This is a genomic window from Pseudoalteromonas sp. AOP31-A2-14 (assembly GCF_052378035.1).
Lineage (GTDB): Bacteria > Pseudomonadota > Gammaproteobacteria > Enterobacterales > Alteromonadaceae > Pseudoalteromonas.
Map to the genome: position 1 here is coordinate 3,263,620 of NZ_JBQSXI010000001.1, position 21,676 is coordinate 3,285,295.

At 40.7% G+C, this 21,676-nt stretch carries 23 protein-coding genes and 2 pseudogenes; 8 read left to right on the top strand and 17 right to left on the bottom strand.

The annotated features are described in order from the left end of the window. Positions 1 to 23 precede the first annotated feature (23 nt). The 3 genes and pseudogenes from ACT3S9_RS15100 to dinF all read right to left on the bottom strand — a co-directional run. Positions 24 to 875: pseudogene (locus ACT3S9_RS15100) on the bottom strand (YifB family Mg chelatase-like AAA ATPase); the annotation flags it as partial. A 34-nt stretch (positions 876 to 909) separates the two neighbouring features. Continuing rightward, positions 910 to 1,524 carry a trimeric intracellular cation channel family protein gene (locus ACT3S9_RS15105; protein WP_444751024.1) on the bottom strand — a complete coding sequence of 205 codons (615 nt, stop codon included), beginning with the start codon at positions 1,522 to 1,524 and terminating at the stop codon, positions 910 to 912. Positions 1,525 to 1,613: 89 nt separating this feature from the next. After that, complete coding sequence (gene dinF, locus ACT3S9_RS15110) at positions 1,614 to 2,948, bottom strand: MATE family efflux transporter DinF (RefSeq protein WP_444751025.1); 1,335 nt, start codon at positions 2,946 to 2,948, stop codon at positions 1,614 to 1,616. On the opposite strand from dinF, the gene ACT3S9_RS15115 reads away from it, so the two are divergent. After that, positions 2,925 to 3,956, top strand: a complete 1,032-nt coding sequence (locus tag ACT3S9_RS15115; protein ID WP_444751026.1) for a polysaccharide deacetylase family protein — start codon at positions 2,925 to 2,927, stop codon at positions 3,954 to 3,956. The two genes, dinF and ACT3S9_RS15115, sit on opposite strands and share 24 nt — an antisense overlap. Before the next feature lie 314 nt (positions 3,957 to 4,270). Here the strand turns inward: ACT3S9_RS15115 and ACT3S9_RS15120 are convergent, their stop codons facing one another. From ACT3S9_RS15120 to ACT3S9_RS15145, 6 genes are all read right to left on the bottom strand, one after another. Continuing rightward, positions 4,271 to 4,897: an SCO family protein gene (locus ACT3S9_RS15120; protein ID WP_444751027.1), complete on the bottom strand. Its 627-nt coding sequence runs from the start codon at positions 4,895 to 4,897 to the stop codon at positions 4,271 to 4,273. 11 nt (positions 4,898 to 4,908) lie between these two features. Further along, positions 4,909 to 5,817, bottom strand: a complete 909-nt coding sequence (gene cyoE / locus ACT3S9_RS15125) for a heme o synthase (protein WP_444751028.1) — start codon at positions 5,815 to 5,817, stop codon at positions 4,909 to 4,911. Between the two features lie 8 nt (positions 5,818 to 5,825). Next, positions 5,826 to 6,815 (bottom strand): COX15/CtaA family protein, encoded by a 990-nt coding sequence (locus ACT3S9_RS15130; RefSeq protein ID WP_444751029.1) that lies wholly within the window; start codon positions 6,813 to 6,815, stop codon positions 5,826 to 5,828. Positions 6,816 to 6,831: 16 nt separating this feature from the next. Then, positions 6,832 to 7,326, bottom strand: a complete 495-nt coding sequence (locus ACT3S9_RS15135) for a transmembrane cytochrome oxidase associated protein (protein WP_444751030.1) — start codon at positions 7,324 to 7,326, stop codon at positions 6,832 to 6,834. 48 nt (positions 7,327 to 7,374) lie between these two features. Beyond that, positions 7,375 to 8,343: an IS30 family transposase gene (locus tag ACT3S9_RS15140; RefSeq protein WP_086959932.1), complete on the bottom strand. Its 969-nt coding sequence runs from the start codon at positions 8,341 to 8,343 to the stop codon at positions 7,375 to 7,377. An 83-nt stretch (positions 8,344 to 8,426) separates the two neighbouring features. Continuing rightward, entirely contained in the window at positions 8,427 to 9,152 is a 726-nt protein-coding gene (locus tag ACT3S9_RS15145; protein ID WP_444751031.1) for an SURF1 family protein, read from the bottom strand. 12 nt (positions 9,153 to 9,164) lie between these two features. Between ACT3S9_RS15145 and ACT3S9_RS15150 the strand changes: the two genes are divergently transcribed. Beyond that, positions 9,165 to 9,467, top strand: a complete 303-nt coding sequence (locus ACT3S9_RS15150) for a DUF2909 family protein (RefSeq protein WP_441834707.1) — start codon at positions 9,165 to 9,167, stop codon at positions 9,465 to 9,467. Here ACT3S9_RS15150 and ACT3S9_RS15155 read toward each other — a convergent pair. The 5 genes from ACT3S9_RS15155 to lexA all read right to left on the bottom strand — a co-directional run bounded on the left by ACT3S9_RS15155 (position 9,367) and on the right by lexA (position 14,629). Then, the gene (locus ACT3S9_RS15155) at positions 9,367 to 10,242 is read right to left on the bottom strand and encodes a cytochrome c oxidase subunit 3 (protein ID WP_441834708.1); all 876 of its coding nucleotides are present in this window, start codon (positions 10,240 to 10,242) and stop codon (positions 9,367 to 9,369) included. The two genes, ACT3S9_RS15150 and ACT3S9_RS15155, sit on opposite strands and share 101 nt — an antisense overlap. A gap of 11 nt (positions 10,243 to 10,253) precedes the next feature. After that, entirely contained in the window at positions 10,254 to 10,781 is a 528-nt protein-coding gene (locus tag ACT3S9_RS15160) for a cytochrome c oxidase assembly protein (RefSeq protein ID WP_444751032.1), read from the bottom strand. Beyond that, positions 10,781 to 12,379 (bottom strand): cytochrome c oxidase subunit I, encoded by a 1,599-nt coding sequence (gene ctaD, locus ACT3S9_RS15165; protein ID WP_444751033.1) that lies wholly within the window; start codon positions 12,377 to 12,379, stop codon positions 10,781 to 10,783. The genes ACT3S9_RS15160 and ctaD overlap by 1 nt, the downstream gene beginning before the upstream one ends. Beyond that, the gene (gene coxB, locus ACT3S9_RS15170) at positions 12,379 to 13,521 is read right to left on the bottom strand and encodes a cytochrome c oxidase subunit II (RefSeq protein WP_441993289.1); all 1,143 of its coding nucleotides are present in this window, start codon (positions 13,519 to 13,521) and stop codon (positions 12,379 to 12,381) included. The genes ctaD and coxB overlap by 1 nt, the downstream gene beginning before the upstream one ends. A 493-nt stretch (positions 13,522 to 14,014) precedes the next feature. After that, a complete protein-coding gene (lexA, locus tag ACT3S9_RS15175; protein ID WP_444751034.1) occupies positions 14,015 to 14,629 on the bottom strand; it encodes a transcriptional repressor LexA in 615 nt (204 codons plus the stop codon). A 160-nt stretch (positions 14,630 to 14,789) separates the two neighbouring features. Here lexA and ACT3S9_RS15180 point away from each other — a divergent pair, with 160 nt between their 5' ends. Next, the gene (locus ACT3S9_RS15180; protein ID WP_444751035.1) at positions 14,790 to 15,227 is read left to right on the top strand and encodes a PaaI family thioesterase; all 438 of its coding nucleotides are present in this window, start codon (positions 14,790 to 14,792) and stop codon (positions 15,225 to 15,227) included. Positions 15,228 to 15,248: 21 nt separating this feature from the next. On the opposite strand, the gene ACT3S9_RS15185 is transcribed toward ACT3S9_RS15180, so the two are convergent. Beyond that, entirely contained in the window at positions 15,249 to 15,629 is a 381-nt protein-coding gene (locus ACT3S9_RS15185; protein WP_441993285.1) for a hypothetical protein, read from the bottom strand. A 155-nt stretch (positions 15,630 to 15,784) separates the two neighbouring features. Here ACT3S9_RS15185 and ACT3S9_RS15190 point away from each other — a divergent pair, with 155 nt between their 5' ends. From ACT3S9_RS15190 to ACT3S9_RS15200, 3 genes are all read left to right on the top strand, one after another. After that, positions 15,785 to 16,492: a hypothetical protein gene (locus ACT3S9_RS15190; protein ID WP_441993283.1), complete on the top strand. Its 708-nt coding sequence runs from the start codon at positions 15,785 to 15,787 to the stop codon at positions 16,490 to 16,492. An 81-nt stretch (positions 16,493 to 16,573) separates the two neighbouring features. Next, a complete protein-coding gene (locus ACT3S9_RS15195; RefSeq protein ID WP_444751036.1) occupies positions 16,574 to 17,230 on the top strand; it encodes an endonuclease in 657 nt (218 codons plus the stop codon). 101 nt (positions 17,231 to 17,331) lie between these two features. Beyond that, positions 17,332 to 18,237 (top strand): PDZ domain-containing protein, encoded by a 906-nt coding sequence (locus ACT3S9_RS15200; protein WP_444751037.1) that lies wholly within the window; start codon positions 17,332 to 17,334, stop codon positions 18,235 to 18,237. Here ACT3S9_RS15200 and ACT3S9_RS15205 read toward each other — a convergent pair. After that, positions 18,192 to 19,160 carry an IS30 family transposase gene (locus ACT3S9_RS15205; protein ID WP_086959932.1) on the bottom strand — a complete coding sequence of 323 codons (969 nt, stop codon included), beginning with the start codon at positions 19,158 to 19,160 and terminating at the stop codon, positions 18,192 to 18,194. The genes ACT3S9_RS15200 and ACT3S9_RS15205 overlap by 46 nt on opposite strands. Before the next feature lie 89 nt (positions 19,161 to 19,249). Between ACT3S9_RS15205 and ACT3S9_RS15210 the strand changes: the two are divergent. Then, positions 19,250 to 20,036 (top strand): annotated as a pseudogene (locus ACT3S9_RS15210) (S41 family peptidase); the annotation flags it as partial. Next, entirely contained in the window at positions 20,029 to 20,400 is a 372-nt protein-coding gene (locus ACT3S9_RS15215; protein WP_444751038.1) for a hypothetical protein, read from the top strand. The pseudogene ACT3S9_RS15210 and the gene ACT3S9_RS15215, both read left to right, overlap by 8 nt. 78 nt (positions 20,401 to 20,478) lie before the next feature. Here the strand turns inward: ACT3S9_RS15215 and hmpA are convergent, their stop codons facing one another. After that, entirely contained in the window at positions 20,479 to 21,660 is a 1,182-nt protein-coding gene (gene hmpA, locus ACT3S9_RS15220; protein WP_444751039.1) for an NO-inducible flavohemoprotein, read from the bottom strand. Positions 21,661 to 21,676: the final 16 nt, after the last annotated feature.

The window sequence follows — 21,676 nt, forward strand, 5'->3', positions numbered from 1 at the left end:
GACATTAATTGTTGGAATTGACACGAACCGCCAACTAACGCCACCGCAGAGCAAGTATGATGAGGGCTGCGAAATGGCCTTTTACGCCAGTTAGTTAAATCGATAGATTGACCAATAATAGAATAAAGCGCCGCGGTAGCGATGGCTTCATCATCTGTAAGTGTGGGCATAATAGTAGGCATACGCTGAGCAAGCATTGATTTACCCGTGCCCGGCGGACCTAAAAATAATAAATTGTGGCCACCCGCAGCGGCGATTTCGAGCACTCTTTTAGCGCCGGGCTGACCTTTTACATCACTTAAATCAAACAGAGGCTGCTCAACAACTTGCTGCTCGGGGTAGGTTAAATTCAAAGGCAGCGGTTTTTGGTTGAGTAAGTCGCTCCAAATTTCTTGAATAGACGACACTGCTTTACGCTCAGCCCCATTAACCAAGCTCGCGAGACTGTCATTCACATAAGGTAAAAAACAACAACGCCCTTGCGCTTTTGCAGCCAGTACCGAGGGCAAAATAGCGTTAACACCACGCACTTCACCGTTTAAAGCAAGCTCCCCATAAAACTCATAACGCTCAAGCTCATTGCAGACTATTTGTCCTGAAGCGACTAAAATCCCCACCGCAATGGCAAGATCAAAACGCCCACCATCTTTAGGTAAATCGGCCGGAGCTAGATTGACAGTGATACGTTGATCAGGAAAGCCAAACTGAGAGTTTTCAAGAGCACTACGTACTCGATCTTTTGCTTCTTTTACTGAAGCTTCAGGTAAGCCCACGATATGAAAAGCCGGTAAACCATTACCTAAATGAACTTCAACCATGACCTCTGGTGCTTGAATACCCACCTGTGCACGGGAATAAACTCTTGCTAACGACATATCCCTTGTCCCTATACTATTGTTTTATTACAGTCTAGTCGGGATATTTAAAAACATGTAGGGTAAGTTGCCATTTCACTGCTGCAAAGCGCAGTATTAATGTTGTGAGCATTGCCAAAATCATCGCAAGCTCGGTCACAAAGCCGAAATAAATACTGCCAGTATAAATTATACCACCCGCTATACAGGCTATCGCGTACAACTCACCTTTTAACAGCATAGGAATATTTCCGGCTAGCACATCGCGTATAACCCCACCAAAGCAGGCGGTGATCACCCCCATGATAATTGCAGTTGTACTTGGCATGCCCGCCAACAAAGCTTTTTGTACGCCCATTACTGCAAAAAATGATAAACCAAAGGCATCAGCAATTTGCAGATGATAATAAGGTATTGAACGCTGTTTATTAATCAGCCTTGTGGTTACAAAAACAGAAGCAAGAATAGCGATGAAATAGCTTTGGTCATGCAACCAAAAGACTGGCACATCTAAAATGACATCGCGCAGGGTGCCACCACCAATAGCAGTGACAATAGCGAGCACAACAACACCAAAGCCATCCATTTTTTTATTGTAAGCAATCAATGTACCTGACACGGCAAACACCGCCACGCCAATTAAATCAAACCAATGGTAAAGTTCTGTCATAAGTGTAATAAAAAAGTGAATATATCAAGGTTGTAGCATATCCAACCTTGAGTTTTAAGCTTAGTTTACGAAAATTTGCTTTTATACAGCTAACTTAACAACTCATTTCGTTTTCGCAATTGCAGATAACGCACAACAAGCGTGACCCCGCGTAATAGCATAAAGCTGCTCATAGCCAGCCATAAAGCGTGGTTTTGTAAATCAATAAACAACCAAAAAACACCAAAAAAGCCAATTAACGCGGAAACGATCATCGTGTTGCGCATATCTTTAGCGCGAGTTAAGCCAACAAAAATGCCATCAAACAAAAAGCAATTCATAGCTAATATAGGTAAAAATATAATCCAAATTAAATATGATTGTGCTGCACTTATTACCTCAGGTATATCAGTCAGTAATGTAATTATTTGCTTACCAAAAAACGCAAAAAACAAGCTGTAACATAAGCCAAATAATGCCCCCCAAAAGACACTTATTTGTACCCAGAGCTTAATTAAGCGTGCACTATTTTTACCTTTGGCATGGCCAACTTTCGCTTCACTGGCATAGGCAATACCGTCTAAAGCAAAGCTCACCAACATTAAAAAATTCAGCAATACCGCATTTGCTGCAAGTGTCACTTCACCAATACGAGCACCATAAAAAGTCATAAAACTAAAACACAGCTGTAAAATTAAAGAACGAATAAAAATGTCGCGGTTTAAACTCAATAATGAGGTCATTTGCGCTAAGCTAAACCAGCCGCTAATATTCAGCTGCACACCTTTTTTAGCCGCCAACTTGAACACCAATCCAAGTGCAAAAAATAACGCTAAATAATCAGCAATTAACGATGCCCATGCAGCACCGGCTACTCCCCAATCTAAAAACACCACAAAATATACATCAAGTACAATATTGGTAATGTTAGTGACCAACAATAAATAAAATGGCCCTTTGCCGTAATGCACGCCAAGCATCCATGCTAGTAGCACCAAGTTACAAAGCGCGGCAGGGGCACTAAAAATACGAATTTCAAAATAAATATAAGCCTGCGTTAATACGTCTTTGTTAGTATCAGACAAAATCGCAATTAATTCTTTTATCCACGGGGAGGCGACTATCAATACAAATGCGACACTTAATGCCAGTACTAAACTACGCTTTAATAACCCGGCTAATTGCTCAGTGTTATTATTACCATAGGCCTGAGCAACTAAGCCTGTGGTGCTCATTCGTAAAAAGCCAGCAAGCCAAAATAATAATGAAATAACCGTTGCACCCAAGGCTATTCCAGCTAAATAATGGCTGCTACCAAGATGACCAATCACAGCAGTATCAACTAATCCTAACAGTGGCACGGTAATGTTTGATAAAATCATCGGCCCGGCTAACAACAATAAGCTTTTATGGTGTGCTTTATGACGTGTAAGAAACTGTTTCATTTATGTTTATCTGCCTTGTGTGGTCTATCTTTTAGTGCTCAAAGTGCGGTTATTTTACAATATCATCATGTTAGCGAAACTCTTCCGGCTGTAACCAGCCTAAGTGCTGAAAGCTTTATCGAGCATTTAACTTATTTGCAAGAGCACCAGTTTAACGTTATTGCTCTCAATGAACTAATTAATAGCCTACAAAAAGGTCAAAAATTACCAGAAAAAACCATCGCGATTACCTTTGATGACGGTTACGATAATAACTATGAACAAGCTGCTCCTATCTTAGAAAAGTTTGGCTACCCCTATACTATTTTTGTAAACCCAAAGCTGATTGATGAAGGTAAAGACTATGTGATGACTTGGCAGCAATTACGTGAACTTGCAAAAAAAGGCGCGCTCATCAGCAACCACAGTGGTGAGCACAATTACTTACACCGTAAATTAAACGGTGAAACTACCAGCCAATGGCAAGCACGTATTAAAAAAGACATTCTAGACTCCCAGCAGCGTATTAAAGAAGAGATAGGACACGATTATAAGTATTTAGCTTACCCCTATGGTGAGTTTAATAATCAATTACAAGAGTTAGTAACTGAACTGGGCTTTGTAGGTATTGGCCAGCATTCTGGAGCCGTAAATAGCAAGTCAGATTTTAGTCGTTTAGCACGCTTTCCTGCGTCAGGTTTTTATAGCAAATTAGAAACCCTTACTACAAAAATGAACTCTCGTGCTTTTACTATTAAAAACCTCACTTATAACGACAGCGTTACCACCGACAATCCCCCTAGTATTACCATTGAATTTAATAAAGATGATTTTCATAAGACTCAATTTGCTTGTTACGTCTCGGGGGTTGGCCAGGCAAATTTAGAGTGGTTGGAACCCGGTATTGTTAAAGTAAGCTCACCTAAAAAATTAAACTTGGGCCGTTCTCGATTTAATTGCACAGCACCTTCTATTTCGCATTCAGGTAGTTACTATTGGTTTTCACAGCCTTGGGTTATCGTTGAATAATCATTTTAAATTACCCAGCGCCCTTTGCGGTTGAACAACCCGTTGCTTTTAACTGAATAGTTCAATCGCATATTTCAAGGTGGGAACACACGCCTGCTTACTTAATTGTATCTTTTTAAACAACGTCGTCGTTACTGAATCAAAGAGCTTTAAACAAGTGACTTTCATTTAAAGTTAGCAAAGCAATTATTATACTTTGATCTTATCGCGATTTGCTCTGCACGTTCAGCTTATTATGATTTTCCGCGCTAAAAAAATACGGGAAAGTGACTTAATGGAGCGCAAAACCCCACAAGATTATAAAATACAGTAAATTAGTTGAGCGGATAATAATCTGCTATTATTTTAAACTCTTTAATTAACTCACTAGCATTAATTAATGGCACTTGGCCTTGCTGAAACTCAGGTTTAAAAATAGCACGTACTGCTCCGCTACCATCAACCAGCGCCACTGAGGCACTGTGATCAACCGCATACTCTTGCTCATCACTATCACTAATAGCGTAAATTAATCCTAATTCGCGTACTAGCGGAAATAAGTTTTTATGCTCCCCTGAAACCGCTAAAAAGTCAGGGTTAAAATAATCAATATACGCCTTTCGCTTTGCGGCGTTATCGCGTTTTGGATCAACCGACATAAACCATATTTGTAAAGGGTAGTTGTCACTCAAGGTATTATAAGCACCTTGTAACTTAGCAAGTGTAAGCGGGCAAATATCAGGGCAGCTGGTATAACCTAAAAACACTAAGTTCCACCGGTTTAAAAATGCTTGCTTAGTGACTGTTTGATTGTGCTGATCTTGCAAAGTAAATTCATTTAGTGGCTTTGCTTGTTCATATACAAGTGCATTTACGTTGGCCATTTTATTGTCGCTGCATGCACCTAATAATACCAAGCCCAGCACTAAAAAGCTCAAACGCCATAATTGTACTGCCTGCATTTTTAAGACCTTCATATAACTAGCCATTTATCTACAAATAAGGCGACAAAGAGTATCATTAAATGAATAATCGAAAAACGAAATAAATCCATCGCGGTCCCTTCTTTTGGCGCTACTTTCAGTTTAATAGCTTTATAAATAAAAATACCATTTAGTAGGCTCGCCACCGCTAAATACGCCTCCCCCGACATACCAATTAAATAAGGTAATACACACACAAGCGCCAGTAAAATAGAGTACGCAATCACACAGGTTTTACAAAAATCGATACCATGAGTGACTGGCAGCATAGGAATTTTAGCGCGTTCATAATCACTTTTTCGTGCAATCGCTAAAGCCCAAAAATGCGGCGGAGTCCAGGTAAAAATAATCATCACTAATAACCAAGGTGCGGCAGCCATTTGGCCTGTTTCAGATACCCAACCCAATAATGGCGGCATAGCACCTGCAAGCCCACCAATAACAATATTTTGCGGTGTTGCGCGCTTTAAAAAAGAGGTATAAATAAAGGCATAACCAACGAGTGCAAAAAGCGTTAAAACAGCCGTTTTCGGGTTTGCCCACACCATCAGCATTATAAAACCACTAACACCAATAACACCGGCAAAACTTAAGGCGTGTAGCTTAGATAAACGCCCCTTTGCCACAGGACGATGCCGCGTTCGCGCCATTTTACTATCGATTTCACTATCAACCACATGGTTAATAACCGCGGCTGCCGCTGACAACAAACCAATGCCTAATAAACTAATAAGCTGTACGCCAATACCACGACCAACATCAGGCGCAAGCGCTAAACCAACCCATGCAGTTAATACCAACATAGCAACAACTTTAAACTTGCTGATTGCTAAGTAGTCTTTAAATAACTCAGTTATCTGTATCGGAGCCCTTTTAGTTATTGTTAATAAATGTGCCATGTTGCCTCCTAAGTACGGGCCTTTAAATAAAAGCATAAACGAACCATAGTTAATAACAGTATGGCAGCCATTAAGTTATGCGCCAGTGCGATAGCTAGAGGAAAGTGCCAATGTACCACCGCAAGCCCTAAACAAATTTGGCACAACAAAGCGATTAATACAGCGACCGTACACTGCTTTATTTTTTTCGATAATGCGCGACTATAAATACGCCACATAATAAGCGCGAGCACCACACAAGTAACTAACGCCCATATACGATGCAGCAAATGAATCGACATTCTCGCTTGCTGTGACAATACGCCAAACTCATAGTTGCTATGCTCCAACGGTAATTGAAATACACTGCCTAACGAAAATGGGTGACCATAACTACAAAGAGGCAAGCCATTGCAATACGGCGCAGCATAATTAGCTGCGAGCCAGCCACCAAGGGCAATTTGCATCACCAACACACCAAGCGCGACTAAACTTAATTTAAAATAATTTTTAGCTCCAGCATCGCCGCCAATAATAGGCTTTGCCGTTAAGCGCAAATACAATAAAACCACCAACGATAAAAGACTAAAGCCACCTAGCAAATGCCCCATTACTATCAATGGCTGTAAATTCATAGTGACCGTCCACATACCCAGCGCCGCTTGAAAAACCACTAGAATTAATAATGCTAACGGTAATTTAACGGGCATCGCTGGGTATTGCCGTTTAAAAAAAGCAAATACAAAAAGTCCTAAAATAAGTAAACCCAAGGTGCCTGCAAAGTAACGATGCACCATCTCCTTCCATGCTTTGGCCTTTTCAAACATCATACCGGGATAAGTTTGTGCTACATGAGCTAAGTCAGCTTCATGTTTAGGCACGGTTAAAAAGCCATAACAACCTGGCCAATCGGGACAACCAAGCCCGGCATCACTTAGTCGCGTGTAAGCGCCAAGCCCTATCACCACAATCGACAAAAAAAAGGTCACGATCACTAAGTACTTATAATTTTGATACATCTGAGTAATTCCTTACTTAGCTTGAGCGTGCGTAATTAAGTAATTTTTTTAAATCTTTTAATAAGCCTTTTTGAGCTAACCTATTTTGTAGGGGCTCTTTTTCATAAGGGTATTGCAAAACCACCAGCCCCATATGATCAATTAAATATAAGCTTGCAGGAGTAAGCTCAGCGTTGTTTTCAAGCTGTCGCCATGAAGGGGTTGGTTGGCTTGATTTACCTAAAATCACCATATCGACCTTACTTTGGTTTTTACCCAGTGCCACGTACAAATTATCAAGCGCTTGTAACTGCTCTGTGCAGGATTTTTGGCACTCTTGAGGGTAATTTAAGGCAATAGTCCATTGTTTATGATCGCTTTTCTGCCAATTTTTAAGTTTAATTTCTTGGCTTAAAAATTCGCCCTGATTACTTGAAGCACTTGGGATCCATTCCAACTTTAATGCCAAATAAGCAAGCGCCAAGGGAACTAAGCAACAAGCTACAAATATAGATAATGTTTTATTTTTCATTTTCACCCCTTTTTTTACTAGCTTGAATTCAAGTATTAAGTGCAATCATTATGCAGCCACCAGAACTTCTGATTGCCCCGTAAATAATTCATGAGGGGTTTTATACCCTCTTGTTTTTCTTGGCCGATGGTTGAGCTTATCAACTGCCGCCTGTATCTCTGCTTCACTTAGCGCCATAAAGTCAGTTCCCTTGGGGAAGAAGCGTCTAAGTAAGCCGTTGGTATTCTCATTTATGCCCCGCTCCCATGATGAATAGGGATGAGCGAAATACACATCAGCTTCTAATTTTTGTGCAACATGCTCATGGTGAGCAAACTCTTTTCCATTATCTAACGTCACGGTAATAACCTTACCTTTATATGGTGTCATACACGTGATCAGCGCATCGGCTGTTATTTTCGCATGCTTGCTTTCAATTCTGTGAACGACTGTATATAACGTTTTACGTTCAACCATTGTGACAAGCGCATTTTTACGCCCTTTACCTATCACTGTATCGCCCTCCCAATCACCAATCCTAGACTTTGAATCCACAATACTTGGGCGTTCATCAATGCTGACTCGATTAACTATCTGTCCACGTTTATCATAGCTTCCATAGCGTTTTTTATACTTTTTACATGCACGAGTGAGTGTCTTATGTAGCTTGCCACCACGAGCCTTGTCTCTGTAAATATATTGATAAATTGTTTCATGATGTAAAACGACCTGTTTCTCTAAAGCTAAGCGGCCTGCCACTTGCTCAGGGGAAAGTCCGTCATGCAACAATTTATTAATCCAGTGAGTGACGTCCTCTGTTAACTTACTTGCTTTGAAAGATGACTTACGTCTTTGTTCAGCAAAGTTATTGGCTTGGTTAGGCCGATAGCCTTTAAGTCCTTTATTGCGTTTTAGCTCTCTAGAAATAGATGACGGTGAACGAGTTAGTTCTTCAGCTATCTGCTTTTGGTTATTTCCTGCTTTTATTAACGCGTAAATCTGGTATCTTTCTTCTTGTGTCAGCTGTTTATATTTCATTAAAGCAATTTCCTTTGGCGAGAAAATGGCCGAATTATAACAGCTGGCCATCTAATCTGAGAAATTGCACTTATTATCCGAATTTAGGTAGCAAATAAGGCAACAGCCACACAGGCAACCCCGATTAGTAACCACTGCACAGCATACGCATGATGCTTTTGCGGGCTCATTACCACCGCTTCATAATGTGGGGTGGCGATATCATCGCCCTCACCTTGTCGATAGCCAATCAAACTCGCCATTGTTTGGCCTGATTGCTTGGTAAATAATGCCAAGTCTATAATTTGCACTCGTTTAGGCCAGCCAAGCTCATCCGTTTGCACTTTTTTGTCTTGCAAGGTGAAACCACTTAATTTGCCTTGCTTGAGCTGAATAGTTGTCGTATCAAGCGTGCTTGGTATTAACACGGTAGGAAGTTGCTCCCGTGTGGGTGGCGCTTTTACCCATCCTAAGTTAACTAAAACTGTTTCTGTTGAGTTGGCTAAAGTGAGCATCACTAATAAATCGTAGCCCACTTGCCCAAGATAAACTTGATTATCTAATAGCCAATATTGTTGATTATCAAGCTTGCCATTAACGGTGACGTGCAAACCAGTTTTATTCCACTGGCTTGGTAGCTGCTGCATTTGCTGCCACGTCATAACGCCTTGGCTTTGTAGCTCAGCTATTTGGGCTAATTGCTGGGTTTTATTGTCAGCTCGTTGAAGTTGCCAATAAGCCAAACGCAAACAAACAATAACCACAATCATCACCACGCAAATTGTGATAATTGAACTAAGCTTTTTTTTACGCCTTAAAATTAACCGCATAAAGGTGACCCAGTGGTTATTAAAATTATTATTGTACTGTTGTTATTGTTTATACTTTTTAGCCTATTTCGTGCTTTATTTATTATGGTTTCGGGTAAAGCTTATGGACGACCCATGTCATATTACCTAGGCCGTCGGGTATTATTTTCAGTGGTTTTACTGGTACTGGTTATTGCTGCGCTTAAGCTCGGCTTTATTCAAGCTAACTCCTCACCTACAGCACATAAACAGATACAAACAAGCACAACCACACCACATCAACAAAGTGCCAATACCAAGCCGCCGCCTGAAAAGCAAAATGCTTTTCAGAGTTAAAATGCCCTTTTAAAATTCGAATAAAAATAACCAGCAATAAAATAGTACCCAAAGTCACATGCATGCCATGAAAGCCGGTCAATAAGAAGAAGGTATTGCCATATACCCCCGCATCAAGCGTTAAACCTAAGTCTTGATATGCATGTATGTACTCTTCAACCTGCAACCCTAGAAAGCACACACCAAGCACTAGGGTGAGCCCTAAATATACTTTTAACGGTGTACGTTTATTATTCTCCATAGCAACATGAGCAAAATGTAGCGTTACTGACGAAGCCAATAAAAGCAAAGTATTGATAAGCGGGAGTCCCTGCCATGGCATTGCTTGGGTAGTGTCGCCACTGGGGGTTGTCACTAACGGCCACATAGCCTCAAATGTAGGCCATAGCACCTCATTGGTCATAGCGTTATTGCCTGCACCGCCCAGCCAAGGCACAGAAATAGTTCTGGCATAAAAAAGTGCGCCAAAAAAAGCCATAAAAAACATTACTTCGGAGAAGATAAACCAGCTCATACCCTGACGAAACGAGCGATCCATTTGCGCCGAGTACAATCCCTGGTCCGACTCTTCGATGACATTTTTAAACCAACTGAACAACATAAATAACAGCACAGCGATACCTGCATACAACAAGTACGGTCCACTACTGCCTTCTCCGTTCATTTGCATTACGCTAAGTGCGGCGCCTAAAGCAATCAAAAACATCGCCACAGCACCCACGATAGGCCACGGACTTTGTGCTGGCACATAATACTTTTTGTAGTTTTGATTCATCTTACTTGCTCCTAATTACTAGCCACTAACTGACTACTAATATCAAACACGGTATACGACAAGGTAAGCTCTTCGACACTTTCCGGAAGCTCAGTATCAATATAAAAAAGTAGCTTAAACTCAACTTCTTCACCGGCTTTTAGAGGTTGTTGATCAAAGCAAAAACACGCCATTTTATGTAAATACTTGGCAGCTTTTCCTGGCGATACTGAAGGTACTGCTTGCATTACTTTATCTTGGTGACTGAGGTTTTTTGCGCTAAACAACACCTCGCGCATGGCCCCCGGTTTTACTGCCACACTGTACTCTTTTGATTTCACTTCAAAGGGCGCACCACTTTGAGCGTGAGTAGTAAAGCTCACATCAACTTGGCGGGCATCAACTACCCGCATGCTTTCCTCTGCTTGCTCAAGTGATGGCTTACCATTTAGACCTGTTATATCGCAAAAAACATCATAAAGCGGCACCAGTGCAAACGCGAAAGCAAACATGCCAAGACATACTAAAACTAAGCGTTTAAGCAGTGGTGCATGGCTCATTACTTGACCTCCGGAGGTGTTTCAAAGGTATGATAAGGAGCGGGTGAATCTACTTCCCACTCCAAACCCTCAGCGCCATCCCATACTTTCGCTGGGACTTTGTCGCCGCCTCTAGCGCACTTTATTACCACCGCAACAAACAATAGCTGTGATAAACCAAATGCAAATCCACCTATACTAATGATGGCGTTGAAATCAGCGAATTGCAGAGCATAATCAGGAATACGGCGCGGCATACCAGCAAGGCCAACAAAGTGCATTGGGAAAAACAATACATTTACACTTACTAAAGATAACCAGAAATGCCACTTTGCTAAGGTGATATTAAACATATTACCGGTCCACTTGGGCAGCCAGTAATAGGCCCCAGCCATAATCGAGAATATGGCCCCAGTCACTAACACATAATGAAAGTGCGCCACGACAAAGTAGGTATCATGATACTGAAAATCAGCGGGTGTTATGGCTAACATTAGCCCCGAAAAGCCACCCAAGGTAAACAGCACAATAAAAGCAATACTAAATAGCATCGGTACTTCAAAGCTAATGGAGCCACGCCACATGGTAGCTACCCAGTTAAATACTTTTACCCCTGTAGGGACCGATATCAGCATAGTAGAATACATAAAGAATAGCTCAGCCGCGACTGGCATACCGGTAGTAAACATATGATGTGCCCAAACAATAAAACTTAACAGCGCAATTGATGATGTGGCATACACCATAGAGGCATAACCAAACAGCTTTTTACGTGAGAAAGTTGGCACAATCGTCGAGATAATACCAAAAGCGGGCAATATCATGATGTACACTTCAGGATGACCAAAGAACCAAAATATATGCTGAAACATCACTGGATCGCCGCCACCAGCGGCATCAAAAAAGCTAGTCGCAAAGTACTTGTCAGTCAGTACCATAGTAACCGCGCCCGCTAACACCGGCATCACGGCAATAAGTAAAAAGGCAGTAATTAGCCAAGTCCAAACAAATAACGGTAACTTCATCCACGTCATGCCAGGGGCGCGCATATTCACTATAGTTACAATCACATTAATGGCACCCATAATCGAGCTAATTCCCATAATATGCACTGCGAATACAAATAGTGCTGTATTATCATTACTATATGTTGTTGATAACGGTGCATAGAAAGTCCAGCCAAACGCAGGGCCCCCACCAGGCATAAACAATGAAGCAAGTAGGATTAAAAACGCGAATGGTAAAATCCAAAAACTCCAGTTATTCATGCGAGGCAAGGCCATATCTGGCGCCCCAATCATTAAAGGCACCATCCAATTAGCAAGACCCGTAAAGGCTGGCATAACCGCACCAAATACCATAATTAATCCATGAACAGTCGTCATTTGATTAAAAAAGTGTGGCTCAACTAATTGCAAACCGGGCTGAAATAACTCAGCGCGAATCACCATTGCCATGCCGCCGCCAATTAAAAACATGGTCAATGAAAATATTAAATATAAACTACCTATATCTTTGTGATTAGTAGTATAAAGCCAACGTTTAAACCCTTTTGCAGGTTGGTGATGATCATGGTGCTCTGCAGTTTGATTACTATGATTGTTTGTAATGCTACTCATTACTTGGCCTCCGAACTTGTATCAATGGCAGCTTGTATATCACTAGGCTGAATAACATCACCGGTATCGTTGCCCCATGCATTACGTTTGTAGGTAACAACAGCCGCTAATTGCTTAATTGATAGCTGCTTTACAAAGGCTTGCATAGCGGTTCCCGGCTTGCCATGAAGTACAATATCAACGTGATCATTGATATCTCCAAGTACGATTGGACTGCCTTTAAGTGCCGGGAATACGCCAGGTAAGCCCATGCCAGTGGGCTGATGACAAGCTGCACAACTAGCCATATAAACTTGCTCACCCAAAGTCATTAACTCTTCTTTAGGTAAGGTTTGATCAAGTAGCGCGGCATCAGCCGCCGCCGCCTTCTCTTTAGCTTGTTTTGCATCAGCAAGCCAAGCATTAAAGTCTTGCTCAGACTTAGCCTCTACGACTACAGGCATAAAGCCATGATCTTTTCCGCAAAGCTCAGCGCATTGTCCGCGATAGATTCCTTCCTCGTTTATTCGTGTCCAAGTTTCATTAATAAAGCCCGGATTAGCATCTTTTTTAACTGCAAAATCAGGCACCCACCAAGAGTGAATAACGTCATCTGAAGTCATTAGAAAACGTATTTTTTTATTGATTGGTAAAACTAACGGTTTATCAACCTCAAGCAAATAGTTATCTGTTTTATCAGCTAGGTTTGCTATTTGATCTTGTGGTGTTGATAAAATGGAATAATAAGAGACATCCTCTCCCATATATTCATAATGCCACTTCCACTGTGAACCCGTAACTTTAATGGTGATATCCGCTTTACTGGCATCTTCCATAGCAATTAAGGTTTTGGTGGCAGGAATAGCCATAGCAATTAATATTACAAACGGAATCGCAGTCCAAAGTATTTCAACTTTGGTGCTTTCATGAAACTGGGCAGGTTTTGCCCCTTTAGATTTACGATGATGTAATAACGCCCAAAACATCACGGCAAAGACAATAACCCCTATCACACAACAAATTATAAAAATGGTCATGTGTAGTTGATAAACATTATTACTTATATCAGTAACCCCTTCACGCATATTAAATTGGCTATTAGCCAAGACTTGCTGCGGAAGGACAAACAATATAAGCCACAAGGTAGAGCTCAGTTTACCCATGTGACGGCTCCTTTTGATGCTATTGCAAAACGCAAAGCGAAAAGGCCACCTATACCAATTAATAAAACTACAAATTTTGTAACTTAATACGCTTGGTATTACTGCTAGTGCCAATTCGTTATTTTTATTTTTTATTGGAAAGTTAATGCTGCAAAACTTCCATATAGATAATGTTTTTTACTCACTATCTCGTGTTACTTTCAATTTCAGTAAAATAATTGTTAACACAGTGTGTTAACTAATTAGTTAAAAAATAGTCAATAAGCAAATTTTTATAGTAATTAAATTCTTTTTTGGTGCAGGAATAACAGCTAAAACTAGCGCATTATTTTAGATGGGCAGAATACATGAGTTACTTTAAAGTAACGAAAAGCAAGGTAAAGTAAGGGTTTAGCGGGTATTAACAACTATGAAATATAGTCTTTAGAGTATAAGAAATGTATTGCACCAAACTTCACTAATTTGGTGCGAAAAACTTAGCCAACCTTGATGGCTACATCCAATCAGCATTTCGAATCACGCCAACAGCAAGTCCTTCAATATTGAACGACTCGTGTTCTAAGTCCACCTCAATAGGTGTAAAGTCTTCATTTTCAGCATGTAAAAGTATTTTTCGGCCTGCTTTTTCAAGACGCTTAACTGTTACATCCTCATCAACACGAGCAACAACAACTTGGCCATTCTCAGCGACTTGGGTACTATGCACTGCTAATAAGTCACCGTCCATAATTCCGATATCTTTCATACTCATACCATTTACACGCAGTAAAAAGTCCGCAGCAGGTTTAAATAATAGCGGATCAATTTGGCAATGGCTCTCAACATGTTGTTGCGCCAAAATAGGCTCCCCAGCAGCGACACGACCAATTAAAGGCAACCCCAATTGCTCAGGTTCTTCTTCAATTAACTTAATACCACGGCTAGCCCCTGGCGTCATTTTAATTACGCCCTTTTTAGCTAATGCTTTTAAATGCTCTTCAGCAGCATTAGCACTTTTGAAACCAAGTGTTTGGGCTATTTCAGCACGAGTTGGCGGCATCCCCGTGTCTTTAATAAAAACTTTAATCAGTTCGAGTATTTGAGCTTGGCGTTTAGTTAATGGGCGCATACAACTGGTTTTCCATACAGTACATTTAACTGTGAGTATATACAGTTATCTAAAAATCGCAAATTTAAATTATGACTTTCATAATTAACAAAACACCAATTGAATTATAATCAATAATAAAATAGCCTGAGTGTAAACCACGACCTAACCGAGAAATAAAATGAGCATCTGGTATCAACCCGTCAGCCTTGAGCTGTGTAAACAATTGGAAAGTGGCATTACAGATCAAGGCACACTAATGAAAACAATGGGCATTGAAGTAACTGAAATTGGTGATGATTATTTAGTTGCAACCATGCCTGCAATCCCACAACATCATAACCCTATCGGTATGGTGCATGGAGGCGCTAATGTTGCCCTTGCAGAAACAGTAGCCAGCTACGCAGCTAACTTTGTTGTTGATTACACTAAGTTTTATTGTGTAGGGCAAGAAATTAATGCCAACCATTTAAAGGCATCACGCAACGGCACCTTAACGGCCACAGCTAAACCTCTTCATTTAGGTAAGCGTACATCAGTGTGGGAAGTAAAAATAACTAATAGCCGTGGAGAGTTGTGCTGCGTATCACGAATGACGGCCGCGGTGGTTGAGCGTTAAGCGCTATTTTTATATAAAAAGCTATTTCTCAAGCGGGTAGATAGTGATTTCGATACCCGCACCAATCGCAGAAATGCGTAACAAAGTGTCAGCTTGTAATGCTTGGTTAAAACATTTAGGTGAAATGCCTGACTCGAAACCAATATCAAAGGTACGTCTTGAACACGATAACCATTGCTTTAAGGCATTACGAGAGCATGATTCAATAAGCTCGCAAATATGATTTATAGCTTTGTCTGGCGAGCTTATTTCAGCACTGGCTTCAATACGGGCAAGTTGTCTATACTCATCTTTATCGTAATGTAATACCGTGGCATGCTTTTTGAGGTCGGCCACTAAAGTGCTAATATCTTGTTTCGATTCTAGCTCAAGATCTACATTTAAAAATTGAATTTCTGACATATGCTGTTGTTTACCCCTGTTGATAAGAGTCAAATTTTAACCTAGTTTTTCTTATATACCAAATCTAGAATAAAGTCCCTGCGACAATTTGCCACATTGGCAATCAAGTTCAAACCCATACAATCAGGCATTTAAAAATAAGAACAGGTAACTTCATGAACAAACGCCTTTTCAAAAATGCCAGAAAGCTGCACAAATGGCTGGGGTATTTGATAGCGATACAAATTTTTGCGTGGCTACTGGGCGGTTTGATAATGAGCGCAATCCCCCTTGAAAAAGTTCATGGTAAGCATCTCGCTGAGCGCCAACTTAATAACCCTTTTCAACACACCGATTACTTTGCATCGATTGAAAATATAGTTAATCAAGTCGCTGAACCTAAGCAAATTAACTATAGCCATTTTTTAACCACGCCCATTATTGTAGTTAAAGGTGCAAAACAAGAGTACACCTTTAATGGCTTAACAGGTCACCCTTTTAAAGCCCCTGATCAATCGCAAATTATTGCCAATGCTAACGCCCACTTACTAATTGACGCACACGTAAGAAAAATTACTAAGCTTGAAACTGGCAGCAGAGAGGCCGGTTATAAAAGCAATATTTGGCAAGTAACGTATGACGATATGTTTAGCACTACATTATATTTAGCAGCAGATAACGGCAATGTAGTTGCGGTTCGCAGCACATTATGGCGTATTTTTGATTTTTTCTGGATGCTACACATTATGGACTACGATGAGCGTGAAGACTTTAACAACCCGTTACTGATAAGTTTTGCTGCATGTAGTGTTTTATTTTGTATTACAGGCATAATATTACTGTTGCAAACACTTCGGTTTAGGCGACGTAAACGCAGCGTCTAAACTTTCCCCTTTTAACTTATTTACCCATTTGAATAATCACTCTAAAATAGCAACTCCTGTAGTTCACTAAAGTGATTGGATATGACGCAATTTATTATCGCGTTGCTGATTTGTGGGTTCAGCATAAATAGCTATGCTAACGAACAATTCAGCCGTTTTTCTAGCGCTAAAAAACACCTTATAAAAACCCTACCTAATAACAGTAAAAGCTTTTATTGTGGCTGTGATATTAAGCGCCAAGGTAAAAAACTGGTGCCCGACGTAAAGAGCTGTGGCTATGTACCGCGTAATGCCATGACTCGTTCAGGCAATCCCAATGCTCGCGCCACACGTATTGAGTGGGAGCATATTGTTTCTGCATGGGAATTTGGCCATCAACTACAATGTTGGCAACATGGCGGTCGTAAGAACTGCATAAAAGTGAGCCCGCAATTTAGAAAGATGGAGGCTGATATTAATAATCTTGCCCCCGCCATTGGTGAAATTAACGGTGATCGCTCTAACTATCGGTTTGGCATGCTCGCAGGTAGTGCAAACCAATATGGCCGCTGCCAAATAAAGGTTAATTTTAAACAACGTTTAGTAGAGCCGCCGCTTTATGCCAGAAAACGTATTGCAGACACTTATTTTTATATGCAAAAAACCTATGGTTTAAACATATCAAATAAACAACAAAAACTGTTTAAAGCATGGCAAAACCAAGCGCTCGCTACGCAAAAAACTAACAGTAACCTTTAAGTTATTTACACACTCTTTTACATTTTTCAGCGGAGTGATTATTGCTAGAATGCTCTTTTGCTGATATTTTTTAAACGTATCTTTACAGGAAAGTAACTATTATGTTTAAAAGTAACGCACTCTCATTGGCAGTTTTAATCGCACTTAGCGGTCTTGGTTTAACCGGTTGTGGCGGTGGTGGTTCAAGTACTACAACCACACCAACGACAACAACTCCGCCATCAACAAGCAATGGACCGACTTGGGTGGCAGATATTTTTTCTCCATCAAGTGAATTTAAAGATCAATGCGCTGTACCACGCACAGGCAACGATCCCTATAACGATAATCAACCTTACCCAGATGAAACAGGCACTGAGTTTACTGAAAAAATGTGGTTGCGCTCTTGGAGCGACGAAACGTATCTTTGGTATAATGAAATTGAAGATAATAACCCTGACAACTTTGAATCAGTCGCGGCTTACTTCGCACAATTAAAAACCGAACAAACCACCGACTCGGGCGCTAAAAAAGATAATTTTCATTTTAGCGAGCCTACCGAGGACTTTTTTAAAGAGTCGCAATCAGGGGTTGTTTCTGGTTATGGCATCAACTGGTCCTTCATTAGTAACACCTCACCTAGAATATTAAGAATTGCATATCTAGAAGATAACTCACCTGCACAAAGTGCAGGTTTACAGCGCGGTGATACTGTATTGTCAGTCAATGACGTCAGTATCGATACCAGTACCGAGGCAGGCGTTAACACGCTTAACGAAGTATTATTTGACCCAACGGCTGGCGACTCACATAACTTCAAAATTCGTAGCAACGACGGTACTGAAAAATCGATTGATATAACCGCAGGTAATATCAGTAAAACCCCGGTGCAAAATGTTAATACCTTGTCCACTGAAAACGGCACAAAAGTTGGCTATATGCAGTTTAATAGTCACTTGAATTCAAGTATTAAGTGCAATCATTATGCAGCCACCAGAACTTCTGATTGCCCCGTAAATAATTCATGAGGGGTTTTATACCCTCTTGTTTTTCTTGGCCGATGGTTGAGCTTATCAACTGCCGCCTGTATCTCTGCTTCACTTAGCGCCATAAAGTCAGTTCCCTTGGGGAAGAAGCGTCTAAGTAAGCCGTTGGTATTCTCATTTATGCCCCGCTCCCATGATGAATAGGGATGAGCGAAATACACATCAGCTTCTAATTTTTGTGCAACATGCTCATGGTGAGCAAACTCTTTTCCATTATCTAACGTCACGGTAATAACCTTACCTTTATATGGTGTCATACACGTGATCAGCGCATCGGCTGTTATTTTCGCATGCTTGCTTTCAATTCTGTGAACGACTGTATATAACGTTTTACGTTCAACCATTGTGACAAGCGCATTTTTACGCCCTTTACCTATCACTGTATCGCCCTCCCAATCACCAATCCTAGACTTTGAATCCACAATACTTGGGCGTTCATCAATGCTGACTCGATTAACTATCTGTCCACGTTTATCATAGCTTCCATAGCGTTTTTTATACTTTTTACATGCACGAGTGAGTGTCTTATGTAGCTTGCCACCACGAGCCTTGTCTCTGTAAATATATTGATAAATTGTTTCATGATGTAAAACGACCTGTTTCTCTAAAGCTAAGCGGCCTGCCACTTGCTCAGGGGAAAGTCCGTCATGCAACAATTTATTAATCCAGTGAGTGACGTCCTCTGTTAACTTACTTGCTTTGAAAGATGACTTACGTCTTTGTTCAGCAAAGTTATTGGCTTGGTTAGGCCGATAGCCTTTAAGTCCTTTATTGCGTTTTAGCTCTCTAGAAATAGATGACGGTGAACGAGTTAGTTCTTCAGCTATCTGCTTTTGGTTATTTCCTGCTTTTATTAACGCGTAAATCTGGTATCTTTCTTCTTGTGTCAGCTGTTTATATTTCATTAAAGCAATTTCCTTTGGCGAGAAAATGGCCGAATTATAACAGCTGGCCATCTAATCTGAGAAATTGCACTTATTATCCGAATTTAGGTCATATCAGTGTCGCGCAGCAGGGTTTAATAGACGCGGTCGATAAATTCAAAGCAGATAATATTGACGAACTGGTTATTGATTTTAGATATAACGGGGGTGGCTTACTTGCGATGTCAGCGCAACTAGCTTATATGGTAGCAGGGGATGCAAATTATTCAAAATCGCTATTTTTATCAAGCTATTGAAAACGACAAGCAACCTGAGGAAGACCCATTTCCATTTATCTCTCAAGAAATTGATTACTCAACATTTCTTACAACGAGTAACTTATTGCCTAATTTAAATCTATCAAAAGTGTATGTACTCAGTACATCAGGTACGTGTTCAGCATCGGAAGCATTTATTAATGGGTTAAAAGGTATTGATGCCGAGGTGATTTTAATTGGTGACCAAACATGTGGTAAACCGTATGGTTTTACGCCCACACATAACTGTGCAACCACTTATTACACCATTCAATTTAGCGGTGCGAACTTTAAAGGCTTTGGCGAGTATGCTGATGGCTTTATTCCTACACCAACGCCACAATTTGATGCTGATGTAAAAGGCTGTAAAGTGGCTGATGACTTTGATCACCAGCTAGGTAACAGTGACGAAGCATTACTTGCAAGTGCGCTATTTCACATTGAAAATAATAGCTGCCCAATGCCTGTTGTAAGCGCTAAAAGCCTACCACAACAATTTAGCCAAAGTAGTAGCCAAGGCATTTCATTAACGCCACCTAAGTCACTTTACAATACCAGTATGGACTTAACACGACCAACAAAAGGAAGCGCGGATGAATAATCTTTTGTCAGTAGGGGTTTTGGTTATGCTCCTTACAGGCTGTAACAGCACTCAAGCTGAGCCACCACAAAATGCAAAATTAACTCGAGTTAACCCTGGCGTTAGTACGCAGCTACAGCAAGCAATACAAACCGCCAAAGGGGGAGATATAGTAACATTAGCAGATGATGTGTTTACTAAAAGCCCAGAGCTATTAATTGATCACGGTACAAGCAAAGGCCCTGACGGCATGCCAATTATGGGAGCACACAGCATTCCCTCTGAGAAATTTATACTACAAAAGTCAGGTGAGCAATGTTTGCTTTTTTACCCAAAAAAAGAGCTGCGCATACCACTACCTAATATCGAGTGCGAAGCCCTTTAAACAGTGGTTTGAAGTAGCTATTAAATAAAAAGGCGTGAAGCAAACTGCTCTCACGCCTTTTTATTAATCAGGTCCGTATTATAAGTCTTGATGCGGGCCGAACATTTCATAATGAATGCTTTCATCAGCCACACTTAACGCAAGCAACTGTTTCTTTATTGCTGCCATAAATCCTACTGGGCCGCAAATGTAAAAATCACCGTCATTAAGTGGCAATTGCTGCGCGACCTTATTTATATCCATCAGCCCGTTAAAATTAGCATCACTGCCACCTTGATTAAGCCAAGTATAATGCGTTAAACGTGAATGAGCCGCAGCTTGTGTGCTTAAAAATTTATTAAATGAATGCTGCTCGGTATTTTCGCAAGCATGCAAATAAGTTACAGCCTGATTAGAGGCGTCACTCAATAGCGTTTGCAACATTGCTAGCATCGGTGTTTGACCAACCCCCGCTGAAATAAGTACTGCAGGTTTATTGTTAGCCCGTAAAAAGAAATCCCCAGCCGGCGGATAAAGCTCAACAACACTGCCCTCATCTAAAGTATGCAAATAATTAGACACGATACCTGCGGCTGGCAACAATTCTTTTTTTACACTTATACGATAATTTTCGCCATTACTTTTTTGTGAAATTGAGTACTGACGAATTTCGCTATATTGTGCGTCCGTAGGTTTCACTTTTATACCTAAATACTGCCCTGGTTTATGAGTAATAACCGCTTTACCATCTACAGGAGTAAGCGTAAAGCTGGTTACTAATTCTGACTCAACCTGTTTGTTAGTAATCACAAATTGACGCGTCCCCGACCAGCCGCCAATATTATTTTTGCTATGAGCATACAAAGCGGCTTCTTCTGTAATACATATATCAGCTAATAGCGCATAAGCTTCACGCCATGCGTATTCAACTTCAGGAGTAAACTGCTCTGGGAGTAGCTCTTTTAGCGTACCAATTAAATGACCGCCTACAATGGGATAATGCTCTGGCAAAATATGCATGCTGGCATGTTTATGGTTAATGCGGGCCAGCGATTCTTTTAATACATCTAAATTATCAATGTTTTGGGCATAAGCAGCCAAAGCATTAAATAATGCAAACTGCTGGCGGCCACTTTGCTGATTGGCCATATTAAAAATATCTTGCAGTTCAGGGTTATGACTAAATAGTCGCTTATAAAAATGCTCAGTAACAACAGTGCCTGCCTGCGCGAGTAGTGGCACAGTGCTTTTAACTATTTCAATGGTTTTATCAGATAACATACAACTTTCCTAATCA

What these genes read in the sequence shown, in the direction of transcription:
- ACT3S9_RS15180 (WP_444751035.1), top strand. Translation starts at nt 14,790, where the DNA reads ATGAGCATCTGGTATCAACCCGTCAGCCTTGAGCTGTGTAAACAATTG.
- ACT3S9_RS15215 (WP_444751038.1), top strand. Translation starts at nt 20,029, where the DNA reads ATGAATAATCTTTTGTCAGTAGGGGTTTTGGTTATGCTCCTTACAGGC.
- ACT3S9_RS15135 (WP_444751030.1), bottom strand. Translation starts at nt 7,326, where the DNA reads ATGAAAAATAAAACATTATCTATATTTGTAGCTTGTTGCTTAGTTCCC.
- ACT3S9_RS15145 (WP_444751031.1), bottom strand. Translation starts at nt 9,152, where the DNA reads ATGCGGTTAATTTTAAGGCGTAAAAAAAAGCTTAGTTCAATTATCACA.
- ACT3S9_RS15200 (WP_444751037.1), top strand. Translation starts at nt 17,332, where the DNA reads ATGTTTAAAAGTAACGCACTCTCATTGGCAGTTTTAATCGCACTTAGC.
- lexA (WP_444751034.1), bottom strand. Translation starts at nt 14,629, where the DNA reads ATGCGCCCATTAACTAAACGCCAAGCTCAAATACTCGAACTGATTAAA.
- ACT3S9_RS15195 (WP_444751036.1), top strand. Translation starts at nt 16,574, where the DNA reads ATGACGCAATTTATTATCGCGTTGCTGATTTGTGGGTTCAGCATAAAT.
- ACT3S9_RS15155 (WP_441834708.1), bottom strand. Translation starts at nt 10,242, where the DNA reads ATGAATCAAAACTACAAAAAGTATTATGTGCCAGCACAAAGTCCGTGG.
- ACT3S9_RS15140 (WP_086959932.1), bottom strand. Translation starts at nt 8,343, where the DNA reads ATGAAATATAAACAGCTGACACAAGAAGAAAGATACCAGATTTACGCG.
- ACT3S9_RS15205 (WP_086959932.1), bottom strand. Translation starts at nt 19,160, where the DNA reads ATGAAATATAAACAGCTGACACAAGAAGAAAGATACCAGATTTACGCG.
- ACT3S9_RS15115 (WP_444751026.1), top strand. Translation starts at nt 2,925, where the DNA reads ATGACGTGTAAGAAACTGTTTCATTTATGTTTATCTGCCTTGTGTGGT.
- ACT3S9_RS15160 (WP_444751032.1), bottom strand. Translation starts at nt 10,781, where the DNA reads ATGAGCCATGCACCACTGCTTAAACGCTTAGTTTTAGTATGTCTTGGC.
- ACT3S9_RS15120 (WP_444751027.1), bottom strand. Translation starts at nt 4,897, where the DNA reads ATGCAGGCAGTACAATTATGGCGTTTGAGCTTTTTAGTGCTGGGCTTG.
- cyoE (WP_444751028.1), bottom strand. Translation starts at nt 5,817, where the DNA reads ATGGCACATTTATTAACAATAACTAAAAGGGCTCCGATACAGATAACT.
- hmpA (WP_444751039.1), bottom strand. Translation starts at nt 21,660, where the DNA reads ATGTTATCTGATAAAACCATTGAAATAGTTAAAAGCACTGTGCCACTA.
- dinF (WP_444751025.1), bottom strand. Translation starts at nt 2,948, where the DNA reads ATGAAACAGTTTCTTACACGTCATAAAGCACACCATAAAAGCTTATTG.
- ctaD (WP_444751033.1), bottom strand. Translation starts at nt 12,379, where the DNA reads ATGAGTAGCATTACAAACAATCATAGTAATCAAACTGCAGAGCACCAT.
- ACT3S9_RS15190 (WP_441993283.1), top strand. Translation starts at nt 15,785, where the DNA reads ATGAACAAACGCCTTTTCAAAAATGCCAGAAAGCTGCACAAATGGCTG.
- ACT3S9_RS15185 (WP_441993285.1), bottom strand. Translation starts at nt 15,629, where the DNA reads ATGTCAGAAATTCAATTTTTAAATGTAGATCTTGAGCTAGAATCGAAA.
- coxB (WP_441993289.1), bottom strand. Translation starts at nt 13,521, where the DNA reads ATGGGTAAACTGAGCTCTACCTTGTGGCTTATATTGTTTGTCCTTCCG.
- ACT3S9_RS15130 (WP_444751029.1), bottom strand. Translation starts at nt 6,815, where the DNA reads ATGTATCAAAATTATAAGTACTTAGTGATCGTGACCTTTTTTTTGTCG.
- ACT3S9_RS15105 (WP_444751024.1), bottom strand. Translation starts at nt 1,524, where the DNA reads ATGACAGAACTTTACCATTGGTTTGATTTAATTGGCGTGGCGGTGTTT.